Below are 24,628 nucleotides of genomic sequence, written 5' to 3'. Positions count from 1 at the left end.
CCACAAAAGGGCCAGAGCTATGCCGGGCAGCCTGCGCATGGGTCAGAACGAAGCCCGCAGGCCGACATAGGCCGCGCGACCGCGTTTGGCGTAGCCCCAGACGTCCGCGTAGTCCTCGTCGAACAGGTTGGTGACACGCCCGGTCAGCACCACGTTATCTGTCAGTTCATACTGAGCAGCGACATCGACGGTGGTGTAGTCCGGCAGCTCAGCTGTCGCATAAGAGCCGAAGAACTGGCTGTCCCAATTACCCGCCACATGCCGGATGTCCGCAGTAACAGAGCCGCTGCCATTGAAAATATCCAGTGTGGCGCTCAGCAAAAGCTCGTGCTCCGGGCGACGGATCTCGACCGAGCCGTTAGGGTTGGTGGCATCCAGATAGGTGTAGGACAGGCGCAGATCGAGGTATTCGCTGGCTTCCAGGCTTGCCGCCAATTCAACACCCTTGCGATCACTGTCACCGGCTTGGTTGCGGTAGGAGAACGTGGTTGCATTCACCATGTAGCTCTCGATCTCTCCTGTCAGCGTCTCGTCGAAATACGTTAAATCAACCAGACCGCGCCCTTGAAGGAACGGCACTTCAACCCCGAAATCGAAGCTGCGATTTTCCTCCGGCTGCAAGTTCGGATTGCCGAGGTAGGTGGTGGAGCCGAATGAGCTGTTTGCAAACAGCTCAAAGTAAGAGGGGTTCACAACACCGGTTCCAGCCGAACTGTGCAGGCGTACGCCGCTGCCGGCAAAGGTGTAGGAAACACTGGCAGTCCAGCTAGTGGCGTCTTCGAATACGCTGTTGTTATCGTGACGCACCCCGAGCTGCAGATCGAGGCCATTGGCAAAGCTGCCGCGGTATTCCAGAGCAAACGACTTGGTTTCGCGTGCGAAGGCCGGGTTGGAGCTGCTGCTGTCTTCCTCCCATTCCAGCATGGCATTCAGCAGATGATCTGCCTCATCGGCCCGCTGTCCGCTCAGGCCAAAACTCAACAGGTATTTTGCAGCTTCGGTCGTGGTTTCAGTCGGCGTGCCGCCATTGAAGGACCGGTCAAAGTCAGTGCGTTCGATTGCCAGGCGGTGCTTCAGACGCCCGCCCAATGTGTCCAGTTCAGCATAGACCTGCGCCAGTTGCTCATCCCGGTCACTGAATTGCGTTGGATCATCCACGACATAGCTGACCGCATCCGTTGCGGTGAATGAGGTGCGATCGCTGTCATAGCGTTCATCGGACGTGCGGAAGTTAAAGCCAAGTTTCAGCCGGTCGGTAACCAGGTAGTCGCCTTTCAATTGCAGTGTATTGCGGCGGATGCCGTCTTCTTCACCGCCATCGCCCGAGGTGTCATAGCCGTCGTCATTGTCATGGGCGAAGCTTAAGGCGATACCGCCGCGCTCGGTCCGCGACGAAACCCGGGCCGAGGCCCGGTAGCCGTCGGACCCCGCTTCCGCGCTGCCGCCGTATTCTGTTCCGATGCCGCCGGACTTTGTGATGATGTTGATCACACCGGCCGAGGCGTTGGAGCCGTAGAACACCGACTGGGGGCCGCGCAGAACTTCGATCCGCTCGATATTGGCAGTGTCCAGACCGGACAAAATGTACTCACTGTCACCGCCCGAGGCTTCGACGCCGTCAATCAGGATCAGCGTGTGGTTGGCTTCGGCACCCCGGATGCGGACCTGGGTAAAACTGTCGCCGGAGCCATTCACCATCAGGCCGGGGACTGAGCGCAGCGCATCCTGGACCGTGGTGATACCGCGATCTTTGATCTCTTCGCTGGTCAGGACTGAGACTGAGCGGCCGTACTGCTGGGCCTCGACCGGGGTGAAGCCCCCGGAGACGATGATCGCCGCCAGATTGGTGACGTCTTCATCCTGAGCGGTTGCGATTGCAGGGACGGCGGCCAGGATGGCGGCCAGAGACAAGCTTACCTTGCGCATATTCCATTCCTCCCGGCCCGCGCAGCAAGCGCAGGCCAAGCGACTGCCCATGCCGGGCAGCACGTTCAAAATTTTGGTCTTTGGAAGGCTTTGCCCCCGCAGACGGTGAAAACTGCCACCACTACGGAAGTCCGTTGTCCTTGGCGCGCCCCGCACCCGGACAGGGTGATCATCCTGGCAGGTCTCCTGACTCGCGGGTCGAGGCTTTGCCGCGCCTTCCCGCCCCTCGGGCAGTGGCATATCGCAGCATTGCTCTCCGCTCACAGTTGCGGGGGCAGTCACTGAATCGGCGCCTTTTGGCTACACCTCACCGTGTTCCCTATTAACCGGGTGGTCTCCCAGCCGGACCAGAATGGCCAAGACTTAGGCAACCAGGAATTGTTCTGTCAAGCGGGAGAATTCCCAACCTGAGGAGAAAACACCCCCGGTTTGGCATCCATATCACCAAATTCGTCTTTCCAGTTTTCAAGTGAGGATGATTGATTGGGCATACAAAATGCTAGGGGCAACGTTTCCGTGGCCCTCTGATCAGAACATATCTGCCTGTCGATCCCTGCGCCGCTGCAGGAAAAAAGACCATCGGCCCCGATCGCCCAATTGAACAGCTTATGATTCTCTTGACTCAGAAATTCCCGTTTGCCATTCAGCGAGAGTGATCGGTTCCGTGAGTGTTTCAATGCGCAGCGGAAGAAATAGGGAACACGGTGCGGCGTACCCAAAAGGGACCAAATCCGTGACTGCCCCCGCAACTGTGAGCGGTGAGTGACGCTGAATACGCCACTGGGATCTGTCCCGGGAAGGCCAGCCGAACCAAGACCCGCGAGTCAGGAGACCTGCCGGACACAAGGGCTTAGGCTCCGCTTGCGGGGCGACGGCCCTTTTCCACCGGACGCCGGGGTGCGCGTCTGGCGCGTGTGCCGTTCAGGCTATCCCGTGCCACTACTCCCCGTTGTTCATTCCTGATTGCGGGTGCGCCTGCATCGTCGAATGAGGACGATATGAAACTGAACTACCTTGCCGCTGCTCTGGCCATTTCACTTCCCGCCGCTGCGTCGGCGCATTTCCAGCTAAACTATACCGAAAGCGTGCTGATCGAGAAGCCCGGCGACGTACCGATGGGGCTGGTGTTTTGGCACCCGATGGCGAACGGCCATGCGATGGACATGGGCACGCCGGAAGAATTCTTCATGATCCACAAGGGCGAGAAAACCGACCTGTCGGACCGCCTCGAAGCCGCCATTTTCAAAGGCGCTGAAAACGAGGCTTCTGCCTATAAGGCGTCCGTGCCGGTGAAGCGCTCGGGTGACTATGTCGTGGTGACTGTGCCCGCACCCTACTATGAGGAAAGCGAAGACATCTACATCCAGCAGATTTCCAAGGTTGTTCTGAACCGCAATACGCTGCCCACCGACTGGGACCAGCCCGCGGGCCTCGCGACCGAGATTCTGCCGCTGAACAAGCCCTACAACGTCATCGTCGGCTCCACCTTCTCCGGCCAGGTTCTGGCAGATGGCAAGCCGGTTTCCGGTGCCGAGATTGAAATCGAGTTCATGGCGGCGGAGCCAGATCTCGATAAATTCTCCACCACCAGCCCCACCGTGGGTGAGATGCCAGGCGGTGCGATTGTTGCCATCGCAGACCAGAACGGCGTGTTCTCCTTTGGTATTCCAAAAGCAGGCTACTGGGGTTTTGCGGCTCTGGGGTCCGGTCCGGCGACAGAGCATGAGGGCAAGGAACTCAGCCAGGATGCTGTGCTGTGGATCCACGCTGAAGAGCTGAAGTGAGACTGACCCTATGCATATCGTAGACGGCGCACTGTCGAACCCGGTTGTGATCGGCGGCGCTGTTGCCGCCGTCGGCGGTATTGCCATGGGTCTGCGCAACCTGCCGCTGGAGCGTATTCCTGCGGCAGGTGTTCTGTCGGCCAGTTTCTTTGTGGCCTCCCTGATCCATGTCCCGATCGGGCCCAGTTCGGTTCACCTGATCCTGAATGGGCTTGCAGGGCTGGTGCTGGGCTGGGCTGCCTTCCCGGCCCTGTTTGTCGGGCTTCTCCTGCAGGCGGTCTTCTTCGGCTTCGGCGGGCTGACCGTATTGGGCGTGAACGCCGTGAATATTGCCCTGCCCGCTGTTCTTGTCGGCTTGATGTTTCGCCCGCTGGTGGCGCGCGGCTCACCGCTGCAGGGCGCAATCTGGGGCGGCATCGGCGGCGGTGCAGCAATTGCCCTCACGACCCTTGCAGTTGCGGTATCGCTGATGCTGTCCGGTGACGAGTTCATCCTGGCGGCCAAGCTTGTGTTCTTTTCCCATATCCCGGTGATGCTGATCGAGGCGCTTTTGTCCGGCGCCGCCATTTTTCTGGCCCGCCGGGTGAAGCCCGAACTGTTTTTTGACACGAAAGGAAGCCTGGCATGATCCGCTCCTGCGTGCTGATCCTAGCCCTGCTTGCACCACTGCCGGCATTGGCGCACAATGTGATTTCCTCGGTGTTTCCATCGGGATCAGACATTGAGGGCGAAGTCGGCTTTTCCAACGGAGATATGGCTCCGGACTTGCTGATAGAGGTTTTTGACGAAGCTGGCGGCAAACTGGGTGAAACCAGGACCAACGCTGACGGTTTCTTCCTGTTCACCCCGTCAGAACCGGTGACGCATATCTTTCGCGGCGACCTTGGTGCCGGCCATGTTGCCGAAGTCATCATGGACGCCGCAGAGGTCGCACAGATTATGGGCCAAAGCCAAAGCATGACAGCGCCTGCGGCGGCGACCAGCACCGCTGTAGTCCCGTCGGTTGCCACGGCTGCAGGCCTGTCCGACCAAGCCCGCGCTGAGCTTGCCACCATGATGCGCAATGAACTGCGCCCGCTCCGGCAGGAGCTGACCGCGTTTAAGAACAAGTCGGATTTCCAATCTATTCTTGGCGGCATTGGTTATATCTTCGGGCTGTTCGGACTGGGCTTCTACATCGCCGCGCGGCGCAAGATTGGCAGCAGCGCATGACCTATGTACTGACCGGCGACGAAAAACCGCTGGGCGGCACCGGCGCATTCCGCGCCAAGGTCACCGCGCTTGACCCGCGGATGCGCATCGTAATGACTGCGGTCTATGCCGTCGTGGTGGTCTCGCTCAGCAACCTTTGGGTGCTGTCAGCTGCGCTTGGCCTGTCGATGTGGCTGCTGGCCTTCTCCGGTCTGCCGCCGCGGAAAACGCTGAAGCGGATGGCGATGATGGACAGTTTCATCATTTTCATGCTGGTGCTGCTGCCGTTCACTGTTCCCGGCAGCCCAGTCTTTTCTGTATGGGGACTGGAAGCAAGCTTGGAGGGCCTGCTCCGCGCGGCCGAGATTGCCCTGACCGCAAATGCCGTCATCCTCGCCGTCATGACGCTGGTCGGATCCATGGAACCTGTGACGATGGGGCATGCTCTCTTTGCCCTCAAAACGCCAGAGCGGCTGGTGCATCTGATGATGTTCACCATCCGTTACATCGACGTCCTGCGCGAGGAATACCAGCGCCTGCGCACCTCGATGAAACTGCGCGGCTTCCGTCCCCGCACCAACTGGCATACCTACCGCAGCTACGGCTATCTGGTTGGCATGATGCTGGTGCGCGCCATCGAACGGTCGGAACGCATTCTGGCAGCGATGAAATGCCGGGGGTTCTCAGGCCGCATCATTCTGCTGGAGAACTTCAGTATGAGACGAGCCGACTGGTTCTTCGTCGCGGCGCTTTCCGCCGCCCTAACTGCCCTGATCTTGGCTGAGGCCGCCTATGCTGCTTCTTGATCTGAATGATATTCATTTTGCCTACCCTGGGCTTGATCCGGTGCTGGAAGGCGCCTCGATGACGCTGAAAGCGGGAGAACGGCTGTCGATAGTCGGGCCAAATGGGGCAGGAAAATCGACGCTCCTGAAAATTATTATGGGACTGATTGCCCCCGATCGCGGCACCGTCACCGCTTTTGGAAAACCATGCAGCAGTGAACCGGACTTTCACGAAGTCCGCCGCCGTGTGGGGTTCGTTTTCCAAGACGCCGATGACCAGCTGTTCTGCCCGACTGTGGCCGAGGATGTCGCCTTCGGTCCGCTGAATCTGGGCAAATCCAAGCAGGAAGCCCTGGCGGTGGTTGACGCAGTATTGTCTCGCCTGGGGCTGATGCACCTGCGCGACCGGGTCACCCACAAGCTGTCGGGCGGTGAGAAACGGCTGGTGACGCTGGCTACGGTTCTGGCAATGGAACCGGAAGTGCTGATATTGGATGAGCCGACCAATGCACTGGATCCAGAAAATTATGCGCGGCTGGCTGAGATTCTGAAAGAGCTTGACCAGGCGGTTCTACTGGTCAGTCATGATCCTGAATTTCGTGAACAGATTGCTCCAACAGGGTATCACCTGATGGAGCGGACACTTTCAAGGGTATAGGGCTTTTGCTGACCAGTGCCCTGGCAGGCCCGCTACCGGCTACAAAGTCGGCGCTATTGTGGAACCATTCCGCGTAGGCGGTCAGTACCGACAAAGTTCGGTCCCTGAGCCTGCACTGGTCAACCTATGCCGAAACCCTGATCAGTCGACACATTGAGCCCCACGGGGCAGCGAGCAATTTTCTGCATCTGAGATATCCAGTATGCTGCGAGCGAGCGGCTAGAAACGCCAATGAGCCAGATCGGCTCAAACGTGCGATGCGTGAAAGTCAGCTCTGAGCGGGCCTTGCTGGTTCAAGAGATCCGTAAGCGAACATGCTGCAACCGAGCTAACGGCGGCTGTAAAACAGGCTTAGGATACATTGATTACTGGTGGTAGCGTAATCCACAGTTCAAAATACGCGGGGCGATATGTCTGATCTTTTCTGCCTGACGGATGCACAGATAACCCATCTTGAACCTTATGTACCGAAGGCCAACCGCAAGCTGCGGGGCGGTGACCGGCGTGTTCTGAGCGGAATTACCTTCATCAATCGCGATGCCCTCCTGGGTAGTGATTGGGAGTATGTTCAGCAGGCTGAAGGACTGACGGCGGGTTGCGGCACGATACGTCAGATGCTCATAAGTCTTCCTGTCAACAATCGCGTTTGCAGCCCTAGTTATCTACTGGCTCTGAAACCGAATGGGGCCAAAGCCTACAGCAACGCAGCTTGACCAAAATGAAGCTGAGTGCCTATGTGAACGCGCTGCAAAGCTGATAGATGTTGCCGAGATACTTCAACGCGGCGGCTAGAGGTCGCCCTGGCAGGATAGCTCCAATCGCGAACACTCACCCGCGCCCACCCCACAGGGTGAGCGCTGATCGTGCTTTGCACCGGCCTTCTGGTCAGTGGCTGGCCTTCTTCCCTGAAATCGCCGCAATCACCGGCCCCACAACCTTCGTCGCCAGCGGGATCAGAACCAGCCCCCAGGCAAGCCCGAACACACCGTCCATCGCTGCCTTGGCACTCCACTCGGCGAAACCTTCCCATGCAGCAGGTACCGCGTGACCTACGGCATAGGCCCAGTCGTGAATGTGGTGACCGAGCCAGCCAAAGCCCAGCACCTCCAGCCCATGGATAATGATGGAGCCGCCAACCCAGAGCATCGCTGCGGTGCCGACCACCGACAGGATCCACATCAGCACCGGCATGAATTTCACCAGCCCACGGCCCAGCCCGCGCCCGATGGGCGTTGGTGCGTTGCCCGCCAGATACAGCCCCACATCGTCCATCTTCACGATCACTGCGACTGAGCCGTAGACCGCCAGCGTCACCCCGATGGCAACCACCGCCAGCGTTGCCGCCTGCATCCAGACATTCGGCGCCTCAATCGCGGCCAGCGCGATGGTCATGATCTCGGCGGACAGGATGAAATCGGTCTTGATCGCGCCCTTGATCTTCTGCTCTTCCAGATGGCCGGGATCCTTGACGCTCATATCTTCGTGGACCGCGTGGCTTGCGTGCGGGAACAGCACGTGAAAAATCTTCTCCGCTCCCTCAAAACACAAATAGGATCCGCCAAGCATCAGCAGCGGCGTAATCAGCCAGGGCGCGAAATTGGCCAGCAACATGGCGACCGGCATCAGCAAGATCAATTTGTTGAACAGCGACCCGCGGGTGATGCGCCAGATGATCGGCAATTCGCGCGCCGGGGCGAAGCCCTGCAGGTATTTGGGTGTCACTGCCGCGTCGTCGATGATCACGCCAGCAGTTTTCGCCCCGGCCTTCCCCGCCGCCGCCGCCACGTCATCCACTGATGCTGCGGCCACCTTTGCAATGCCTGCCACATCATCGAGCAAAGCCAACAAACCGCTCATACCCGGTCCCCTTTTCCATTCGCGCGCATTTTGGCCCACCCTATCCTATCGTCTATCAGGTACAAGACATTGAGCGGCCCGTTTGTTCCCGCTCTGCGCCAAACGTTGTGATCTTATACAGTCACACACCGACGGATACGTTATCGCAATCAGTCAATTCTGTTACCGCAATCAGTTAAGTTTTGCGCTAACAGTCTGGAATAAAGCCATTTTTAAGCTTTTGACCCGGGGGAATGGTCGCTATAGCGAGGGCAATTCTTGCTCGCTTGGAGATACGCATATGACCATCAAAGTCGGGATCAACGGGTTTGGCCGCATCGGCCGCTGCACCTTGGCGCATATCGCAGCCTCTGGCCGGGACGATATCGAAGTGGTCAAGGTGAATGCCACCGGCCCGCTGGAGACCGCGGCACATCTGTTGAAATACGACTCCGTGCATGGGCGTTTCCCCGGTGAGGTAACCCTGGGTGAAAACACCATGAACCTAGGCCGGGGCGACATGCAGATGTTCTCCACTTACAACATGGATGAGCTGGACTGGTCTGGCTGTGACGTTGTGCTGGAATGCACCGGCAAGTTCAACGACGGCGAGAAGGCGAAGGCGCATCTGGCACGGGGTGCCAAGAAGGTGCTGCTGTCTGCACCCGGCACCAATGTCGACAAGACCATCGTGTTCGGCGTCAACGACGACAAGCTGCGCGCCGGCGACCGGATGATCTCCAACGGCTCCTGCACCACCAACTGCCTGGCCCCGCTTGCCAAGGTGCTGGATGAAACTGTCGGCATTGAAAGCGGGATCATGACCACGATCCACGCCTACACCGGGGACCAGCCAACCCTGGACCGCCGCCACAGCGATCTCTACCGCGCCCGTGCCGCCGCGATGGCGATGATCCCGACCACCACAGGTGCTGCCAAGGCGCTGGGTGAGGTGCTGCCGAACCTCAAGGGCCGTCTTGACGGATCCGCGATCCGCGTGCCGACGCCGAATGTCTCCGCCGTGGATCTGACCTTCCGCGCCAGCAAGCAGACCAGCGTGACCGAGATCAACGCCATCATGAGCGAAGCCGCCAAGGGCCATATGTCCCGCGTGATCGGCTATGAACCTGCGCCGCTGGTGTCGATTGACTTCAACCACACAGAACACAGCTCGATCTTTGCTCCGGATCAGACGCGCGTGGTGGAAAACAGTCTGGTGCGCGTTCTGGCCTGGTATGACAATGAATGGGCGTTCTCCGTCCGGATGGCGGACGTGGCCGTTGCAATGGGACGTCTGGGCTAAATCCTGACGCAGGCCTAGCGCGCCCTCTGGCAGCGTCGCGACTTGTAAGACACCGCCCGGTCAGGCATATCTGGCCGGGCGTATCTTGTTTTGAGCCGGGATCATGACCAACAAAGTTGCCCTCTTTCTTGCGCTGCTGATCCTGACCGCGGTTGCCGTGGACCTCTGGCTGTTTGGCACTGAACATATGGTTTTTCTGGGCAAACGCTTGTTTGAACTGATCGATTGGATCGCCTTCTGGCGCTGATCTTTCGGACAGACAACAAAAAGCGGCCCCGAATGGGACCGCCCTGGCATCCGATCAATGTGGCGCGCGTCACTTGCCCAATTGACGGCGCAGCTCGCTTTCGACCAGAGGCGTCACGAATGTGGAGACATCACCTCCCAGCCGCGCAATTTCCTTCACCAGTTTTGACGCGATCGCCTGATGCCGCGCTTCGGCCATCAGGAATACCGTCTCAATCGAACTGTCGAGTGCCCGGTTCATGCCGACCATCTGGAATTCATATTCGAAATCAGCCACCGCCCGCAGACCTCGAACAATGATCTGCGCGCCGACGTCGCGGGCACAATCAATCAGCAGGTTCTCAAACGGGTGGGCGACAATCTCGGTGCCGGTCTGCTCGCTCAGCTTGGCACATTCCGCCTCGATCATGGCGACACGCTCTTCCAGCGAAAACAATGGCCCCTTGTCGCGGTTGATCGCAACGCCGATCACCAGCTTGTCCACCAGAGCGCTGGCCCGGCGGATAATATCTATATGCCCCAATGTGATGGGATCGAATGTGCCGGGATACAAGCCAATACGCATGGGGCCTCTCCTGCCTGCTGGGTGGATGCGCGCAAGCAAACATTTTTGTCATCGGGGCGCAAGAGCGTGGAAATACCGAGCCGCTCCTGCGCCGTGACGTCAGGGCTTCGACACAGGCTTTGGCCGCCATCGAAGCGTAGGGTCAGTGACCCATGATCATGCCTTCAAGGGCATCTTTCTCCATTGCAACCTCAGCCAGCTGTGCCTTCACAACATCGCCGAGCGACACCAGACCGATCAGCTTGCCGTCTTCCACCACTGGCATGTGGCGGAACCGTCCCTCGGTCATCTGTTTCAACACATCCTCGACGTTGGACTGGCTGGTGCAGGTGACCAGCTTACGGGTCATATACTCACTGGTGGGTTTGCTCAGACAGCCGGAGCCACTGCGGGCCAGTTCCCGCACGATATCGCGCTCGGACAGGATCCCGTCCGCGGTCTCGCCATCGCTGGAGACCACCACGGTCCCGATCTTATGATCGCCCAACAGCTTGGCTGCCTCAGATATGGTTGCCTCGGGAGCAATGGTAACCACCCCAGAGCTAGCCTTGGACTTCAGAATCAATTGAACCAGCATAGGCGCTCCTTTTTGTAATTTTCTTGCGTACCACCAAGGGTTGCCCTATCGCGGCATCAAGTCAAGCCTTCCAGCCTGACCACTTCGTCGCGTATGCCTTTTGACAACGCCTGGGCAAACCGATTGAGCCGATCGCTGCGCTGATCTCCCTGATGACGCACCAGATAGAAACTGCGGCTGAGGCTGATCTTGTCGGTCAATACCTTACGCAGGGAGCGATGCGACGGCAGCGTGAAATCATGCGCCACGCAGAGCGCGGTGCCCTCCGCCGCCAGTTTGATCTGCACCGACACCGAGTTGGAGGCCAGCGCCACCCGTTCGATGCCGAGGTTATTGAGGTAATCCAACTCACGGTCAAAGATCATGTCTGGGATATAGCCGATCATCTTGTGGTCTTTCAGATCTTCCAACGTGTTGATCGGCGGATGTTCGCGCAGATAGTGACGTGATCCCACCAGGTGCAGTTTGTAGTCGGTGATCTTTTGCACCAGCAACTGACCTGCTGTGGGCGCGCTGACCGTCACAGCCATATCAGCCTCGCGACGGCTGAGGTTGATGACCCGCGGCAGAGCAACGATCTGTATATCCAAATCCGGGTTCTCGGCGCCAATCTTGGCGCAGACCTGCGGCAGCAGATAATTGGCACTGCCATCCGGCGCCCCGATACGGATCTGCCCGGACAGCGTGTCGCTGGGACCAACCAAGGCCTCCTGCCCCGCGCGCATCGCCTGTTCTGCCGCCTCGGCATGACCCAACAGGCGATCTCCGGCTGCACTCAACGCATAGCCCTGCGGCGATTTCACAAACAGCGGCGTATCCAGCGCCTCTTCAAAGCGGGAAATCCGCCGACCTACGGTGGCCGGGTCCATTTTCAGGATCCGCCCAGCCCCTGACAGGCTGCTTTCCCGTGCAACTGCCAGGAACACCCGCATGTCATCCCATTGTGGATCCATGAGCTTTCCCTCCTCCTGCCGTCAACATTCTGTTAACCTTTGCGTTCCTGCAAAGCCTCTTTGAGATCTTTCCTCTTTTCCAGTGTTTTTTGCAAGCCTAGGATATCGCCAAGATGAACAGAGGAGGATCCGATGAAAGAGCTCGGCCACTTTATCAACGGCAAACTGGTCTCCGGCACTTCCGGCCGGTTTGACGATGTCTTCAACCCCGCAACCGGCGACGTGCAGTATCAGTGCCCGATGGCCAGCGCTGCGGAAACCACCGATGCGATCGAAAAAGCCGCTGCCGCGCAGCCGGCCTGGGGCGCCACCAACCCGCAGAAACGCGCCCGCGTGATGATGAAAATGGTCGCGCTGATGAACCGCGACATGGACAAGCTGGCCGAGGCGCTCTCCCGTGAGCACGGCAAGACCATTCCGGATGCCAAGGGCGACCTTCAGCGTGGTCTGGAAGTGGTCGAATATTGCATCGGTGCACCACAAATGCTGAAGGGGGAATTCACCGATAGCGCAGGCCCCGGCATCGACATGTATTCCATGCGTCAGCCGCTGGGTGTTGTTGGCTCCATCATGCCCTTCAACTTCCCGGCCATGATGCCGCTGTGGCACGTCGGCCCGGCGCTGGCCTGCGGCAACGCTGTGGTGCTGAAACCGTCTGAACGCGACCCCTCCGTGCCGCTGATGCTGGCCGAGCTGTTCGTTGAGGCCGGCCTGCCCGAAGGCGTATTCCAGGTGGTGAACGGTGATAAGGAAGCGGTTGATACCATTCTGGACAGTGAAATCATCCAGGGCGTGTCCTTTGTGGGCTCCACCCCGATTGCGCAGTACATCTATTCCCGCGCCACCGCCAACGGCAAACGCGCCCAGTGTTTTGGCGGCGCAAAGAACCACATGATCGTCATGCCCGATGCCGATCTCGATCAGGCCGCAGACGCCTTGGTCGGTGCAGGCTTTGGCGCGGCTGGCGAACGCTGCATGGCGATCTCGGTTGCCGTTCCCGTCGGTGAGGAAACCGCCGACAAGCTGATCGAAAAGCTGATCCCGCGCATCGAAAAGCTGAAAGTCGGCCCCTACACCGCAGGCGACGACGTCGACCTCGGCCCGGTTGTGACCGCAGCCGCCAAGGAGCGCATTCTGGGCCTGATCCAGTCTGGTGTTGATCAGGGGGCGAAGCTGGTTGTCGACAACCGCGACTTCAAACTGCAGGGCTATGAGGACGGCTTCTTCGTTGGCGCGCATCTGTTTGACCATGTCACCACCGATATGGACATCTACAAGCAGGAGATCTTCGGCCCGGTGCTGTCCACAGTACGTGCAAGCACCTACGAGGAAGCGTTGAAGCTGGCGATGGACCACGAATACGGCAACGGCACCGCGATCTTCACCCGTGACGGCGACACCGCGCGCGATTTCGCGTCCCGCGTCAATATCGGCATGGTGGGCATCAATGTGCCGATCCCTGTGCCGCTGGCCTATCACACCTTCGGCGGCTGGAAGAAATCCATGTTCGGCGACCTGAACCAGCACGGCCCGGACAGCTTCAAGTTCTACACACGGACAAAAACCGTGACCTCCCGCTGGCCTTCGGGCATCAAAGAAGGTGGCGAATTCAACTTCAAGGCGATGGACTGATTTTTAAGTCAATCCGCTTGCAATTTAAGGCTCCGGCGCTGCCGGGGCCTTTTTGCATTGCATGTGTCTGCAATTGGTGTTGCCGCGCCGCACTCCCTGTATTTCTTTGCACTTGCGCGTGATTTCATCGCATTTGGCACGGATTTTACTTGCTCAATACCACCGGTAGTCTATCCGGTCTGCCAGAGGCAGTGAAACGACAGGCAGATAAGTATGTCCCAAAAGCAGAACGGGCCGCAGATGGCTGAGAAGACGGCGCGTGATTGGGTCAAGATCCTCGCACAGTACCGCGAGCCCAATATGCTGCGCAGCCTGTTTGAACTGACCGTCACCGTTGTCCCCTTTGTGCTGCTCTGGGCGCTGGCCTGGTGGTCACTCTCGGTCAGCTACTGGCTGACACTGGGCCTTTCGGTTTTGATCGCGGCCTTCCTTCTGCGGCTCTTTACCATTCAGCATGATTGCGGCCATGGCTCGTTTTTCAGCAACCGGCGGCTCAGTGACTGGGTCGGGCGCATCATCGGTGTACTGACTCTCACGCCTTATGACGTCTGGCGCCGCACCCATTCGATCCATCACAGCACCCATGGCAACCTTGGCAAACGTGGCATGGGCGATATCCATACAATGACCGTTGCCGAATACCGCGCCGAAAGCCGTTGGGGCCGTCTGATGTATCGGCTCTACCGCCACCCGGTCACCCTGTTTGCTATCGGGCCTGGCTATCTGTTTTTCCTGCAGAACCGTATTCCCTATGGTCTGATGGGACAGGCCCGTTACTGGATCAGCGCGATGGGCACCAATCTCACCATCGTGATTGCGCTGGCCGCGATCTGGTATTTCGGCGGGCTGATGCCGCTTTTGCTGATCTTCGTCCCAGCGACCCTGCTTGCGGCCACCGCCGGGCTGTGGCTGTTTTATGTTCAGCACCAGTTCGAGACCACCCAGTGGGAACAGGAAGAGGACTGGCAACTGCATGACGCAGCGTTGCACGGCAGCTCACATTACGTGCTGCCCCCTGTACTGCAATGGATCAGCGCCAATATCGGCATTCACCATGTGCACCACCTCTACAGCCGTATCCCCTTCTACCGCCTCCCGCAGGTGCTGCGCGACCATGCAGAACTGGCCGAGGGCAACCGGATGACCATCCGCGAAAGCCTCGCAAACGCCCGGCTGCATCTCTGGGATGAGAACAGCAAACGCCTGTTGTCCTTCGCGCAGGTCCGTCAGCTCTACGGCTGATCGTTGCCAGCTGGGGCGGACAATCCCGCCTGCTATCAGTCACAACGGCGGGATTTCGCCATTTGTGGCATCCTGAGGTTACACAACCCTGTGAGGCTGGCGAAAATCACCGCCCGGCCCCTAGGAAATCGCGGTGCCATGCTTAATTAAAGGCCGCATGTCCGAGCAGACCGCCGAAGGATACCATGAGCAAACTTCATATGACCCGCCGCGCCGCCCTGTCCGGGCTTGGTGCCACATTGGCCACCCCGACCCTGCTGCGCGCGCAATCCAGCGACGCTTTCCCGGTGGAAGAGCCAAAGATCGAGACCGAAATCCCGGTAAAACGCAACATCTCTTCCTTCCAGCAGCAGGCTTGGCAGGACCATTTTGATGAGCTGGGCGTCGGCTGTATGCTGGCCGATATCTCCTCGCGCGCGCTGCACTACTGGGGCGGTGATGGGGTCACCTACCGGCTGTTCCCCTCCTCCGTGCCGATGACAGAGGAATTGACCAAGCGCGGTTACACCAAGGTGGTGCGCAAGGCCAAGAACCCGAGCTGGACGCCGACAGCCTCGATGCGCGAACGCGACCCTTCGCTGCCCCTGCGGATGGATGGCGGCGCTGGCAACCCCTTGGGCACCCGCGCCATGTACCTCAGCTGGCCCGCCTATCTGGTTCATGGCACCCATGATACCCGCAAGATCGGACGGCAAAGCAGTTCCGGCTGTATCGGCCTCTATAATCAGCACGTCGAAGCGCTCTATGAAATGGTCCAGGTCGGCACCCAGGTGCGCCTGCTTTAGACGTCGACGAAGCCCAGCAGATAGACCCGCTGCCTATTCGCCAGCGCATAACGTGGGATGCCACCAACGCGGCTCTATCTGCCAAGGTCGAACCTCAAGCAGCAGAAACCAGTCGACTGCAACTCAGCGAAGCGCGCACCGGCATTCCGGGACGCGCTTTTTATGTGGTCAGTCTGATCACCCCCAACGCGGGATCCAACAGCAGACAGCCCGTGCCTGGTCGCAACGCACCTTGCGTCTTCGCGGAGGTTAGACCTTGCCGTCAGCGAGGCTAAGATGATCCGGTTTCAGACCGTCATCATAGCGCAGGATCGCCTTTTCCATCAGCGCCTCGAAATCCCGAACATATTGCTCAGTATCATAAAGCGGCGTGGTAGAGATATTCGCAGCAAGCTTCTCGCGCAGCGCCTTAAGCTCCTCAGGCCGGGTGGCCAGACGCAGTGCCAATGCGCGATACGCCTCATCCGTTTCGGCAATCAGCTCAGGGCAACCAACCGCCGTCACAATGCTGGCCGCAACACGGGCGGCAAACTGCTCCCCCGGTTTGGTGACCACAGGCACACCAGACCACAGCATCTCACTCGCTGTGGTGTGGGCATTACAGGCAAATGTGTCGAGGAAGATATCAGCCAGAGGCAGACGGGCCACGTGATCAGGCGTGCTGCACCGGCCAGCAAAAACAATGCGATCCGCAGGCACACCGCGCGCCGCAGCTTCCTTCAGGATATTGGCACGCACAACATCAGCGGCAGCCAGGAACCACAGAACGCTGTTGTCCACCTGCTTCAGCAGATCCATCCAGATATCAAACTCGACCGGGGTAACCTTATTGTGGTTGTTGAACGCGCAGAACACAACTGCCTCTTCCGGCAGCCCCATATCGGCCCGTGTTGGGCGGTTTTCGGGATGCTCTCGACTGTTATCATTCACCTGATAACAGTTCGGCATATAGAGGATTTTCTCTGAGAAATGGCGCCGCCCCTCTTTTGGGACAGTGATGGGATCTGCAAGGAAATAGTCCATCGTCGGCATGCCAGTTGTGCCTGGATAGCCCAGATATGAAATCTGCACTGGCGCTGCACGAAACCCAAAAATCGCGGGCCGGGCATGCTTGGTGTAGCCCTTCAAATCAATGGCGATATCAAGGCCATCCGCTCGCGCCAGTTCGGCGACATCTTCGTCTTTCACACCTTGGATCTTCCGATAGAAATCGGCTGAGCGCAGCACACGCTGACGCATCACATTATCCGGTTCTTCGCTATAGTCGTAGATGTAGATTTCGAATTTATCCCGGTCATGCAGCTCAAAATGGCGCGCCATCAGGAACATTGTCGCGTGGTTGAAGAAATCACAGGAGAAATACCCCACGCGGATTTTTCTATCCGAAACCGGAGTACGGTCGAATTTACGCGCAACCTTCCGTGCCGAAATTGTCGCTTTCTTCTTTGTTTTCATAACCACGCGTTTCTTCTGGAATGCCGCGTCATCGACATACAAAAGCGTGGTGAATGGATCCCCATTGGCAGGGTCGTTGTCCAGAATTCTCAATTTATTTTTCTGGTCTTCATAAACGGTCCAGTCGCAAAGGTTCATCTGCGATTGCACCAAACGCGAGACGTTCATCGCATTTTCCGGATCCAGCTGATACACTGCCTCGAAGAAACCAACCGCATCAGCTAGCTTATCCATCAGAAACAAGATGGTCCCGATCGCGCTCAGCCATTTGGGGTTGGTCGGCTCCAGTTTCAGTGCGCCCATCAGGTGCTTTAGTGCCAGTTCGTATTTCTTTTCCTGCATGAAGCTCGACGCAATCTCCGCATGCAGCGTGGCATTATCCGGCTCGAAGACCAGCGCCTGCGTCGTCAACTCACGCGCACGCTGGTAGTCACCTTCGATGAAGGCCTGGCCAGCCTCTGCCTTGAGGGATACTGCTGGCGATTGCATCTCCGCTTCCAGTTTGCGACGCGCCGAGTTCGAAAGATGTTTGGTACGCAATGGCTTGTTCATCGAAAGTCTGCCCTCAGCTGATCCTCCGCGGCTGCAATGCGCCACGGTTTTTGATAAATTTCGGTCAGTTTGAAAGAAAATACCTAAGAAACGGTTCACTCAGGGGCTGAGGCTTCTCCTTGCAGCAATGAACTTGCCCGCGCTGCAAAACCCGGATCACACCGATATTTCTGCACTGCAGCTTTGCACCGCTGCGGCTTGCCCTGATGCCCTTGGGTCGCTAAAAAATAAACAACCGTTCAATTCATGACGACTCCGGCGGGTCATATCCGGGCCGGGCTGCGTTCACACGAGGGAGGACACGCTGTGGATTTCGCATTGACCGAGGAACAGACCGCCATTTTCGATATGGCCTTCGCCTTTGGACAGGAGCATATCGCCCCCTTCGCCCGCCAGTGGGAGGCCGAGGGCACCATTCCGAAATCTCTTTGGCCGCAGATCGGGGAGCTGGGCTTTGGCGCGCTGTATGTTTCCGAGGAGACCGGCGGCGCGGGCTTGTCCCGACTGGATGCCACCTTGGTGTTTGAAGCGCTGTCGATGGCCTGCCCGTCGGTGGCAGCCTTCCTGTCGATCCACAACATGTGCGCCAAGATGCTCGACAGTTTTGCGAGCGACGAGATGAAGGCGCGGATCATGCCTGATATCCTGTCGATGAAGACCGTGCTCAGCTACTGCCTCACGGAACCCGGTTCCGGTTCTGATGCTGCGGCGCTGAAAACCCGCGCCTCCAAAACCAATGAGGGCTACACCCTCAACGGGACCAAGGCGTTCATCTCCGGCGGCGGCTATTCCGACGCCTATGTCTGCATGGTCCGCAGCGGCGAAGACGGTCCCAAAGGTGTCTCCACCGTTTATGTCGAAGACGGCACCGCGGGCCTCAGCTTTGGCGGGCTTGAGGATAAAATGGGCTGGAAGAGCCAGCCCACTGCCCAGGTTCAGTTCGACGATTGCAAAATCCCCGCCGAAAATCTGGTCGGAGAAGAGGGCAAGGGCTTCACCTACGCGATGAAAGGTCTCGATGGCGGACGTCTGAACATCGCCTCCTGCTCCCTCGGCGCGGCCCAGCAGGCGCTGACCATGACCCTGCAATATATGTCCGAGCGCAAGGCGTTTGGTAAACCCATTGATCAGTTTCAGGGCCTGCAATTCCGCCTTGCGGATATGGAAATCGAACTTCAGGCGGCCCGCGTGTTCCTGCGTCAGGCGGCGTGGAAGCTGGATCAGGGCGCGCCCGATGCGTCAAAACACTGCGCCATGGCGAAGAAATTCGTCACCGAAGCCGGATCCAAGGTCGTTGATCAATGCCTGCAACTGCATGGCGGTTACGGCTATCTCGCGGACTACGGGATCGAAAAACTGGTGCGTGATCTGCGCGTCCATCAGATCCTTGAGGGCACCAATGAGATCATGCGCGTGATCACCGCGCGCCATCTTCTGGCCGAAAACCACTGAGGCAGCCATGAGCGATATTGATATCCGCGTCACCGGCCGCGCCGGGCGGATCACCCTCACCCGCAGCAAGGCGCTTAATGCGCTGAGCTATGACATGTGCATGGCCGTCGACGCCGCGCTGAAGGCCTGGGCCAAGGACGATGCCGTTGATCTGGTGGTGATGGACGCCGAGGGCGAGAAAGCCTTCTGTGCCGGCGGTGACATTGCTGAACTCTACGAGACTGGCACCAGTGGCGATTATGACTATGGCCGCCGGTTCTGGCGTGATGAATACCGCATGAATGCGCGGATCTTCGAATACCCCAAACCGGTGGTGAGCTTCCTTCAGGGGTTTGTCATGGGTGGCGGTGTCGGTCTCGGCTGCCACGGCACCCATCGCATTGTTGGCGACAGCACAAAGATCGCCATGCCCGAGGTTGGCATTGGCCTTATCCCCGATGTTGGCGGCACCTTGATGCTGGCCCTGGCGCCGGGGCGGCTGGGAGAATACCTCGGCCTCACCGGGGCACGGATGTCTGCGGCGGACGCGATTTACGCAGGCTTTGCGGACCACTACATCCCCGAAGCCCGCTGGCCAGATCTGATTGCCGAATTGGAACACTCCGGCCGCGCCGATCTCCTTGCGAACGCCGCAAAAGCCGCTCCCAAGGGTCGTCTGGAGGCGCTGCGCGACACCATCGACCACTGCTTCGCCGGTGAGACGCTGGGCGATATTCTAACCACGCTTGATCGGGACAACAGCACCTTCGCCGATGAGACGCTGAAAACTCTGCACCGCAATGCCCCGCTGTCGATGGCCGCCACGGTTGAGATGCTGCACCGGCTGCGCCTTGGCACCATAGGCATTCGCAAGGCGCTTGAACTGGAATACCGCTTCACCCATCGTGCTATGGAGAAAGGCGACTTTCTGGAAGGCATCCGCGCCCAAATCATCGACAAGGACCGCCAGCCTAAATGGCAATATGCCGACGGCGCGGTGCCTGCCACGGCGGTCAGCCAGATGCTGATGCCGCTGGCGACGCAGACGCTGCAGTTTGAGGAGGAGAACACATGAACATCGGATTTATCGGCCTGGGCAATATGGGTGGCCCGATGGCGGCCAACCTCGCCAAGGCGGGCCACCGCGTCACCGGCTTTGACATGGCTGATGTCTCCATTGAGGGCGTAACCATGGCCGCCTCCGCCGCGGAGGCCGCGGCCGACGCCGAGGTGGTGATCACCATGCTGCCCAATGGTCAGATCCTGCGCACGGTAGCAGATGACGTCATCCCCGCCATGAGCGCAGGCGCCACACTGGTGGATTGCTCCACCGTTGATGTCGACAGCGCCCGTGCGGTGGCTGATCAGGCAGGGTCCGCCAACCTGATGTTTGTCGATGCCCCGGTCTCCGGCGGTATTGGCGGCGCTTCAGGTGGCACGCTCACATTTATGGCCGGCGGCTCCGCTGCAGCCTTTGCAGCGGCGGAACCGCTGTTTGACATTATGGGGCAGAAGGCCGTGCATTGCGGCGAGGCCGGCGCGGGTCAGGCAGCGAAGATCTGCAACAATATGATCCTCGGCATCACCATGATCGGCACCTGCGAGGCCTTTGCCTTGGCCGACAAACTGGGCCTCGATCGGCAGAAGATGTTCGATGTGGTCTCCACCTCCTCGGGCTATAGCTGGTCGATGAACGCCTATTGCCCGGCCCCCGGCGTCGGGCCGCAATCGCCTGCCGACAATGACTACCAGCCCGGGTTTGCTGCTGAGCTGATGCTGAAGGACCTGCGCCTGGCAGAGCAAGCCGCCCATAGTGCGGATGCAGACACCCCGATGGGGGCGTTGGCGCAGGCGCTCTATTCCATGTTTGTTGAGGAAGAAGGCGGCGAAGGCAAGGATTTCAGCGCCATGTTGCCCCGCTTTGAGGGGCGCAGCCGCCACGACTGATCCGGCGTCACCGCAGCGGCACCGCCCACCGACAAAAGGGGGGCCGCTGTGATCCTGATGATCCGCGCGCTTTCGTAAAAAATTTAAATCGCCGCATCCCATGACCGGGTTGCGGCGTTTTGCATTAAATTGGCGTTTAACACGGTAAATACACCAGCTGCCTTTTCCTGAATAAACCGCCGTAAAAACCTCAGCATCTGGTCGAGAAATATTCGTTAACAATTCAACAATCACGACAGGTCGCGGTTAAGAAATATAAAATTCTCATTTTTACGCCGCCGCACGCGTTAACTTTTTCCTAGACGCATGAAAACCCATATGCCAACCTACCATTAGATCAACGACATATCTGATCACCCCTGACGATGCGGCTAGAAACGGCCCCTCCCTCTGGAAGCAATCCGGACACCACCTGTCAATTGGCATCAGGCCGATAACCTGTGGGACTTAACAATGGAAACAGAATGGGAAAGGAAACAATTAACAGAAGCGATCCTTTGCGAATACGTAAGAAACGACACTGATCCCCCCACCGGTTTCGTCTATTTCGTCGCATTTACACAGGTTCGTTTGGCTTCTGAAAAGAAGACTTCCACGCCAATTGGATTAAAGACTTTGGTTCGTGGCATCTGCCGCCTGCACATCCTCGGTCGCAGGCTCTCCCCCACCCCCCCGATGGGTGCTGCACCGTCCCAATCCAGCTCTGTGGAAAGCGCCGCTGACAGAATGTCGGCGGCGCTTCGTTTTGTGGGCTCAGACCCGCCGAGGGGTACCGCAAAACCTGCGGCGGATCACTCCGCCGCGAGACTGCGAGCGTCGAGGATTTCTTTGAGGTAATGACCGGTATGGCTGCCCTTTGCTGCGGCCACATTCTCTGGCGTGCCTGCCGCCACGATCTCACCGCCGCCATCGCCACCTTCCGGGCCGATATCAATGATCCAGTCAGCGGTTTTGATCACGTCAAGATTATGCTCGATCACCACAACAGAGTTGCCCTGCTCTACCAATTCGTGCAGAACTTCCAACAGCTTACGCACGTCTTCGAAATGCAGACCCGTCGTGGGCTCATCCAGAATATAGAGCGTCCGCCCGGTTGAGCGTTTGGCCAGCTCCTTCGACAGTTTGACCCGCTGCGCCTCCCCGCCCGACAGGGTGGTCGCCTGCTGGCCCACCTTGATATAGCCAAGGCCCACCCGCATCAGCGCGTCCATCTTGTCCCGGATCGACGGCACCGCCTGGAAAAACTGCTGCGCATCCTCCACCGTCATATCCAACACATCGGCAATCGACTTGCCCTTGAACTGGATTTCCAGCGTCTCGCGATTGTAACGCGCACCCTTACAGGTCTCGCATTCCACATAGACGTCCGGCAGGAAGTGCATTTCGATCTTGATGACACCATCACCCTGACAGGCCTCACAGCGACCGCCTTTGACATTGAAGGAGAAGCGCCCCGGTTTGTAGCCCCGCGTCTTCGCCTCCGGCAGCCCGGCGAACCACTCACGGATCGGAGTGAAGGCGCCGGTATAAGTCGCCGGGTTTGAACGTGGCGTGCGCCCGATCGGCCGTTGGTCGATGTCGATCACCTTGTCCAGATGCTCCAGCCCCTTGATGGTCTCGCAAGGCGCCGGGGTCTGACGCGCGCCGTTGAGGCGCATGGACGCGGTCTTGAACAGGGTTTCAATGGTCAACGTGGACTTACCCCCGCCTGACACCCCGGACACACAGAGGAACTTGCCCAGCGGGAACTCCGCCGTGACATTCTTGAGGTTGTTGCCGGTGGCTTTCACGACCTTCACCGATTTTCCATTGCCCTTGCGCCGTACGGATGGCACGGCAATTTCGCGGCTGCCGGACAGATACTGCCCGGTGATCGAGCCTTCGTCAGCAGCAACCACCTCCGGCGTGCCGTGGCTCACAATCTGGCCACCATGTACCCCGGCCCCTGGCCCAATATCAAAGACGTAGTCCGCCTCGCGGATCGCGTCCTCGTCATGTTCCACCACGATGACCGTATTGCCCTGATCCCGCAGGTTTTTCAGCGTCTCCAGCAGGCGGTCATTGTCGCGCTGGTGCAAGCCGATGGAGGGTTCGTCCAGCACATAGAGCACGCCGGTCAGGCCGGAGCCGATCTGCGACGCCAGCCGGATCCGCTGGCTCTCACCGCCGGACAGGGTCCCGGCATTGCGGCTCAGCGTCAAATATTCCAGACCGACATTGTTCAGGAAGCCGAGCCGTTCGCGGATTTCCTTCACGATGGCGCGGGCGATTTCCTGTTTCTGTGCCGACAGGTGGTTTGGCACATCTTCGATCCAGGCCAATGCCTCGCGGATCGACATCTGCACCACTTGCCCAACATGCAGCCCTGCGATTTTCACCGCCAGAGCCTCCTCGCGCAGGCGATAGCCGTCACAGCTGCCACAGGGGCGGTTGTTCTGATAGCGTTCGAACTCCTCCCGGATCCAGCTGGAATCGGTCTCCCGATAGCGCCGTTCCATATTGGGGATCACCCCTTCGAACACGCGGGTCACCTCATAAACGCGGCCACCCTCATCGTAGCGGAACTTGATTTCCTCATCCCCGGAGCCGCGCAGGAACACCTCCTGCACCTTCTTGGGCAGGTCCTTCCACTTGGTGTTCTTGTCGAACTGATAATGTTTGGCAATCGCCTCGATGGTCTGCAGGAAATAGGGCGATTTCCCCTTGCGCCAGGGCGCTAGCGCCCCGTCATAAATCTTCAGGCTCTGATCCGGCACCACCAGCCGCTCGTCAAAGAACAGCTCAACCCCCAGACCGTCACACTCCGGGCAGGCCCCAAAGGGCGCGTTGAAGGAAAACAACCGAGGTTCAATTTCAGGAATGGTGAAGCCACTGACCGGGCAGGCAAAGTTCTCAGAGAAGGTGATCCGCTCGGGTTCCGGCGTCTCTTCACCCTCCGCCGCGCGAGGGGCCGTCTCCAGAATGGCAATCCCATCCGCCAGATCCAGCGCGGTGCGCAGGCTGTCGGCCAGCCGGGTCTCCAATCCCTCACGGACCACCAGACGGTCGACGACCACATCGATGTCATGGCGGAATTTCTTGTCCAATGTCGGTGGCTCGTCCAGCTCATAGAATTCGCCATCAACCTTCACCCGCTGGAACCCCTGCTTGCGAAGCTCCAGGAATTCCTTGCGATACTCGCCCTTGCGGTCGCGCACGATCGGAGCCAGCAGGAAGCCACGGGTGCCCTCCTCCAGCGTCATGATCCGGTCCACCATATCCTGCACCTGCTGCGCCTCAATCGGCAGGCCGGTAGCAGGCGAATAAGGCGTGCCGGCACGAGCAAACAGCAGCCGCAGATAGTCGTAAATCTCGGTCACCGTACCCACGGTGGAGCGCGGGTTTTTCGAGGTCGTCTTCTGCTCAATGGAGATCGCAGGAGATAGGCCGCTGATGTGGTCCACATCCGGCTTTTCCATCATATCAAGGAACTGGCGCGCATAGGCCGACAGGCTCTCGACATAGCGGCGCTGACCCTCGGCATAGATGGTATCAAACGCGAGGCTGGATTTGCCCGACCCAGACAATCCGGTGATCACCACCAGCTGATCGCGGGGAATATCCACGTCGATGTTTTTCAGATTGTGCTCGCGCGCACCGCGCACTTCGATCGATTTCAACTCAGCCATACTGCCCCCAAATTCAACGCCACCCGCCCTTGCGGGTGGTGTCCGACCCTACAGATAGGGACTGCGCGCCGAGTCTCCAATAGAAAAATGAG

At 58.9% G+C, this 24,628-nt stretch carries 20 protein-coding genes, 1 pseudogene and 2 riboswitches; of the genes and pseudogenes, 14 read left to right on the top strand and 7 right to left on the bottom strand.

Annotated elements, in window-relative coordinates; genetic code table 11:
- Positions 1 to 42 precede the first annotated feature (42 nt).
- The gene (locus GAL_RS07840) at positions 43 to 1,926 is read right to left on the bottom strand and encodes a TonB-dependent receptor plug domain-containing protein (protein WP_024097048.1); all 1,884 of its coding nucleotides are present in this window, start codon (positions 1,924 to 1,926) and stop codon (positions 43 to 45) included.
- A gap of 159 nt (positions 1,927 to 2,085) precedes the next feature.
- A riboswitch (cobalamin riboswitch) is annotated at positions 2,086 to 2,293 on the bottom strand.
- A gap of 273 nt (positions 2,294 to 2,566) precedes the next feature.
- Positions 2,567 to 2,781: riboswitch (cobalamin riboswitch) on the top strand.
- A gap of 143 nt (positions 2,782 to 2,924) precedes the next feature.
- Here GAL_RS07840 and GAL_RS07835 point away from each other — a divergent pair.
- From GAL_RS07835 to GAL_RS22775, 6 genes and pseudogenes are all read left to right on the top strand, one after another.
- On the top strand, positions 2,925 to 3,710 hold the full coding sequence (locus GAL_RS07835) for a DUF4198 domain-containing protein (protein WP_024097047.1): 786 nt from the start codon (positions 2,925 to 2,927) through the stop codon (positions 3,708 to 3,710).
- A gap of 10 nt (positions 3,711 to 3,720) precedes the next feature.
- Positions 3,721 to 4,338 carry a cobalt transporter CbiM gene (cbiM, locus tag GAL_RS07830; RefSeq protein ID WP_024097046.1) on the top strand — a complete coding sequence of 206 codons (618 nt, stop codon included), beginning with the start codon at positions 3,721 to 3,723 and terminating at the stop codon, positions 4,336 to 4,338.
- Complete coding sequence (locus tag GAL_RS07825; protein WP_024097045.1) at positions 4,335 to 4,922, top strand: hypothetical protein; 588 nt, start codon at positions 4,335 to 4,337, stop codon at positions 4,920 to 4,922. The genes cbiM and GAL_RS07825 overlap by 4 nt, the downstream gene beginning before the upstream one ends.
- Complete coding sequence (gene cbiQ / locus GAL_RS07820) at positions 4,919 to 5,707, top strand: cobalt ECF transporter T component CbiQ (RefSeq protein WP_024097044.1); 789 nt, start codon at positions 4,919 to 4,921, stop codon at positions 5,705 to 5,707. Before GAL_RS07825 ends, cbiQ begins: the two co-directional genes overlap by 4 nt.
- The gene (locus GAL_RS07815; RefSeq protein ID WP_024097043.1) at positions 5,694 to 6,344 is read left to right on the top strand and encodes an energy-coupling factor ABC transporter ATP-binding protein; all 651 of its coding nucleotides are present in this window, start codon (positions 5,694 to 5,696) and stop codon (positions 6,342 to 6,344) included. The genes cbiQ and GAL_RS07815 overlap by 14 nt, the downstream gene beginning before the upstream one ends.
- A gap of 410 nt (positions 6,345 to 6,754) precedes the next feature.
- Positions 6,755 to 6,901, top strand: a pseudogene (locus GAL_RS22775) (IS5/IS1182 family transposase); the annotation flags it as partial.
- A gap of 328 nt (positions 6,902 to 7,229) precedes the next feature.
- Here GAL_RS22775 and GAL_RS07805 read toward each other — a convergent pair.
- Positions 7,230 to 8,201, bottom strand: coding sequence for a DUF808 domain-containing protein (locus GAL_RS07805; protein ID WP_024097041.1), 972 nt, complete (start codon positions 8,199 to 8,201; stop codon positions 7,230 to 7,232).
- A gap of 280 nt (positions 8,202 to 8,481) precedes the next feature.
- Between GAL_RS07805 and gap the strand changes: the two genes are divergently transcribed.
- Both gap and GAL_RS22645 read left to right on the top strand, forming a co-directional pair.
- Positions 8,482 to 9,483, top strand: coding sequence for a type I glyceraldehyde-3-phosphate dehydrogenase (gene gap / locus GAL_RS07800; RefSeq protein WP_024097040.1), 1,002 nt, complete (start codon positions 8,482 to 8,484; stop codon positions 9,481 to 9,483).
- 103 nt (positions 9,484 to 9,586) lie between these two features.
- Positions 9,587 to 9,730, top strand: coding sequence for a hypothetical protein (locus GAL_RS22645; RefSeq protein WP_024097039.1), 144 nt, complete (start codon positions 9,587 to 9,589; stop codon positions 9,728 to 9,730).
- Between the two features lie 69 nt (positions 9,731 to 9,799).
- Here the strand turns inward: GAL_RS22645 and coaD are convergent, their stop codons facing one another.
- The 3 genes from coaD to GAL_RS07780 all read right to left on the bottom strand — a co-directional run bounded on the left by coaD (position 9,800) and on the right by GAL_RS07780 (position 11,824).
- Positions 9,800 to 10,294 (bottom strand): pantetheine-phosphate adenylyltransferase, encoded by a 495-nt coding sequence (coaD, locus tag GAL_RS07790; protein WP_024097038.1) that lies wholly within the window; start codon positions 10,292 to 10,294, stop codon positions 9,800 to 9,802.
- Positions 10,295 to 10,436: 142 nt separating this feature from the next.
- Positions 10,437 to 10,871, bottom strand: coding sequence for a CBS domain-containing protein (locus GAL_RS07785; RefSeq protein WP_024097037.1), 435 nt, complete (start codon positions 10,869 to 10,871; stop codon positions 10,437 to 10,439).
- A 56-nt stretch (positions 10,872 to 10,927) separates the two neighbouring features.
- Entirely contained in the window at positions 10,928 to 11,824 is an 897-nt protein-coding gene (locus tag GAL_RS07780; protein ID WP_024097036.1) for a LysR family transcriptional regulator, read from the bottom strand.
- Positions 11,825 to 11,956: 132 nt separating this feature from the next.
- On the opposite strand from GAL_RS07780, the gene GAL_RS07775 reads away from it, so the two are divergent.
- The 3 genes from GAL_RS07775 to GAL_RS07765 all read left to right on the top strand — a co-directional run bounded on the left by GAL_RS07775 (position 11,957) and on the right by GAL_RS07765 (position 15,483).
- On the top strand, positions 11,957 to 13,456 hold the full coding sequence (locus GAL_RS07775; protein WP_024097035.1) for a CoA-acylating methylmalonate-semialdehyde dehydrogenase: 1,500 nt from the start codon (positions 11,957 to 11,959) through the stop codon (positions 13,454 to 13,456).
- 213 nt (positions 13,457 to 13,669) lie between these two features.
- Complete coding sequence (locus GAL_RS07770) at positions 13,670 to 14,698, top strand: fatty acid desaturase (protein ID WP_024097034.1); 1,029 nt, start codon at positions 13,670 to 13,672, stop codon at positions 14,696 to 14,698.
- Between the two features lie 185 nt (positions 14,699 to 14,883).
- Positions 14,884 to 15,483 (top strand): L,D-transpeptidase, encoded by a 600-nt coding sequence (locus GAL_RS07765; protein WP_024097033.1) that lies wholly within the window; start codon positions 14,884 to 14,886, stop codon positions 15,481 to 15,483.
- A gap of 249 nt (positions 15,484 to 15,732) precedes the next feature.
- On the opposite strand, the gene GAL_RS07760 is transcribed toward GAL_RS07765, so the two are convergent.
- Positions 15,733 to 17,490 (bottom strand): O-linked N-acetylglucosamine transferase, SPINDLY family protein, encoded by a 1,758-nt coding sequence (locus GAL_RS07760; protein ID WP_024097032.1) that lies wholly within the window; start codon positions 17,488 to 17,490, stop codon positions 15,733 to 15,735.
- 306 nt (positions 17,491 to 17,796) lie between these two features.
- Between GAL_RS07760 and GAL_RS07755 the strand changes: the two genes are divergently transcribed.
- Genes GAL_RS07755 through mmsB form a run of 3 tightly spaced genes read left to right on the top strand, consistent with a single transcriptional unit; the run spans position 17,797 to position 20,868 of the window.
- The gene (locus GAL_RS07755; protein ID WP_024097031.1) at positions 17,797 to 18,942 is read left to right on the top strand and encodes an acyl-CoA dehydrogenase family protein; all 1,146 of its coding nucleotides are present in this window, start codon (positions 17,797 to 17,799) and stop codon (positions 18,940 to 18,942) included.
- Positions 18,943 to 18,949: 7 nt separating this feature from the next.
- On the top strand, positions 18,950 to 19,996 hold the full coding sequence (locus GAL_RS07750) for an enoyl-CoA hydratase/isomerase family protein (protein ID WP_024097030.1): 1,047 nt from the start codon (positions 18,950 to 18,952) through the stop codon (positions 19,994 to 19,996).
- Positions 19,993 to 20,868: a 3-hydroxyisobutyrate dehydrogenase gene (gene mmsB / locus GAL_RS07745; RefSeq protein WP_024097029.1), complete on the top strand. Its 876-nt coding sequence runs from the start codon at positions 19,993 to 19,995 to the stop codon at positions 20,866 to 20,868. Before GAL_RS07750 ends, mmsB begins: the two co-directional genes overlap by 4 nt.
- Positions 20,869 to 21,659: 791 nt before the next feature.
- On the opposite strand, the gene uvrA is transcribed toward mmsB, so the two are convergent.
- The gene (uvrA, locus tag GAL_RS07740) at positions 21,660 to 24,536 is read right to left on the bottom strand and encodes an excinuclease ABC subunit UvrA (RefSeq protein ID WP_024097028.1); all 2,877 of its coding nucleotides are present in this window, start codon (positions 24,534 to 24,536) and stop codon (positions 21,660 to 21,662) included.
- Positions 24,537 to 24,628: the final 92 nt, after the last annotated feature.

Source organism: Phaeobacter gallaeciensis DSM 26640, assembly GCF_000511385.1.
In the GTDB taxonomy this organism is placed as follows: Bacteria; Pseudomonadota; Alphaproteobacteria; order Rhodobacterales; family Rhodobacteraceae; genus Phaeobacter; species Phaeobacter gallaeciensis.
This window is presented reverse-complemented; position numbering and strand designations above follow the sequence as displayed.

Bases quoted from the DNA above. Each gene is read 5' to 3' on its own strand.
- GAL_RS07840 (WP_024097048.1), bottom strand. From the start codon at position 1,926: ATGCGCAAGGTAAGCTTGTCTCTGGCCGCCATCCTGGCCGCCGTCCCT.
- GAL_RS07835 (WP_024097047.1), top strand. From the start codon at position 2,925: ATGAAACTGAACTACCTTGCCGCTGCTCTGGCCATTTCACTTCCCGCC.
- cbiM (WP_024097046.1), top strand. From the start codon at position 3,721: ATGCATATCGTAGACGGCGCACTGTCGAACCCGGTTGTGATCGGCGGC.
- GAL_RS07825 (WP_024097045.1), top strand. From the start codon at position 4,335: ATGATCCGCTCCTGCGTGCTGATCCTAGCCCTGCTTGCACCACTGCCG.
- cbiQ (WP_024097044.1), top strand. From the start codon at position 4,919: ATGACCTATGTACTGACCGGCGACGAAAAACCGCTGGGCGGCACCGGC.
- GAL_RS07815 (WP_024097043.1), top strand. From the start codon at position 5,694: ATGCTGCTTCTTGATCTGAATGATATTCATTTTGCCTACCCTGGGCTT.
- GAL_RS07805 (WP_024097041.1), bottom strand. From the start codon at position 8,201: ATGAGCGGTTTGTTGGCTTTGCTCGATGATGTGGCAGGCATTGCAAAG.
- gap (WP_024097040.1), top strand. From the start codon at position 8,482: ATGACCATCAAAGTCGGGATCAACGGGTTTGGCCGCATCGGCCGCTGC.
- GAL_RS22645 (WP_024097039.1), top strand. From the start codon at position 9,587: ATGACCAACAAAGTTGCCCTCTTTCTTGCGCTGCTGATCCTGACCGCG.
- coaD (WP_024097038.1), bottom strand. From the start codon at position 10,294: ATGCGTATTGGCTTGTATCCCGGCACATTCGATCCCATCACATTGGGG.
- GAL_RS07785 (WP_024097037.1), bottom strand. From the start codon at position 10,871: ATGCTGGTTCAATTGATTCTGAAGTCCAAGGCTAGCTCTGGGGTGGTT.
- GAL_RS07780 (WP_024097036.1), bottom strand. From the start codon at position 11,824: ATGGATCCACAATGGGATGACATGCGGGTGTTCCTGGCAGTTGCACGG.
- GAL_RS07775 (WP_024097035.1), top strand. From the start codon at position 11,957: ATGAAAGAGCTCGGCCACTTTATCAACGGCAAACTGGTCTCCGGCACT.
- GAL_RS07770 (WP_024097034.1), top strand. From the start codon at position 13,670: ATGTCCCAAAAGCAGAACGGGCCGCAGATGGCTGAGAAGACGGCGCGT.
- GAL_RS07765 (WP_024097033.1), top strand. From the start codon at position 14,884: ATGAGCAAACTTCATATGACCCGCCGCGCCGCCCTGTCCGGGCTTGGT.
- GAL_RS07760 (WP_024097032.1), bottom strand. From the start codon at position 17,490: ATGAACAAGCCATTGCGTACCAAACATCTTTCGAACTCGGCGCGTCGC.
- GAL_RS07750 (WP_024097030.1), top strand. From the start codon at position 18,950: ATGAGCGATATTGATATCCGCGTCACCGGCCGCGCCGGGCGGATCACC.
- mmsB (WP_024097029.1), top strand. From the start codon at position 19,993: ATGAACATCGGATTTATCGGCCTGGGCAATATGGGTGGCCCGATGGCG.
- uvrA (WP_024097028.1), bottom strand. From the start codon at position 24,536: ATGGCTGAGTTGAAATCGATCGAAGTGCGCGGTGCGCGCGAGCACAAT.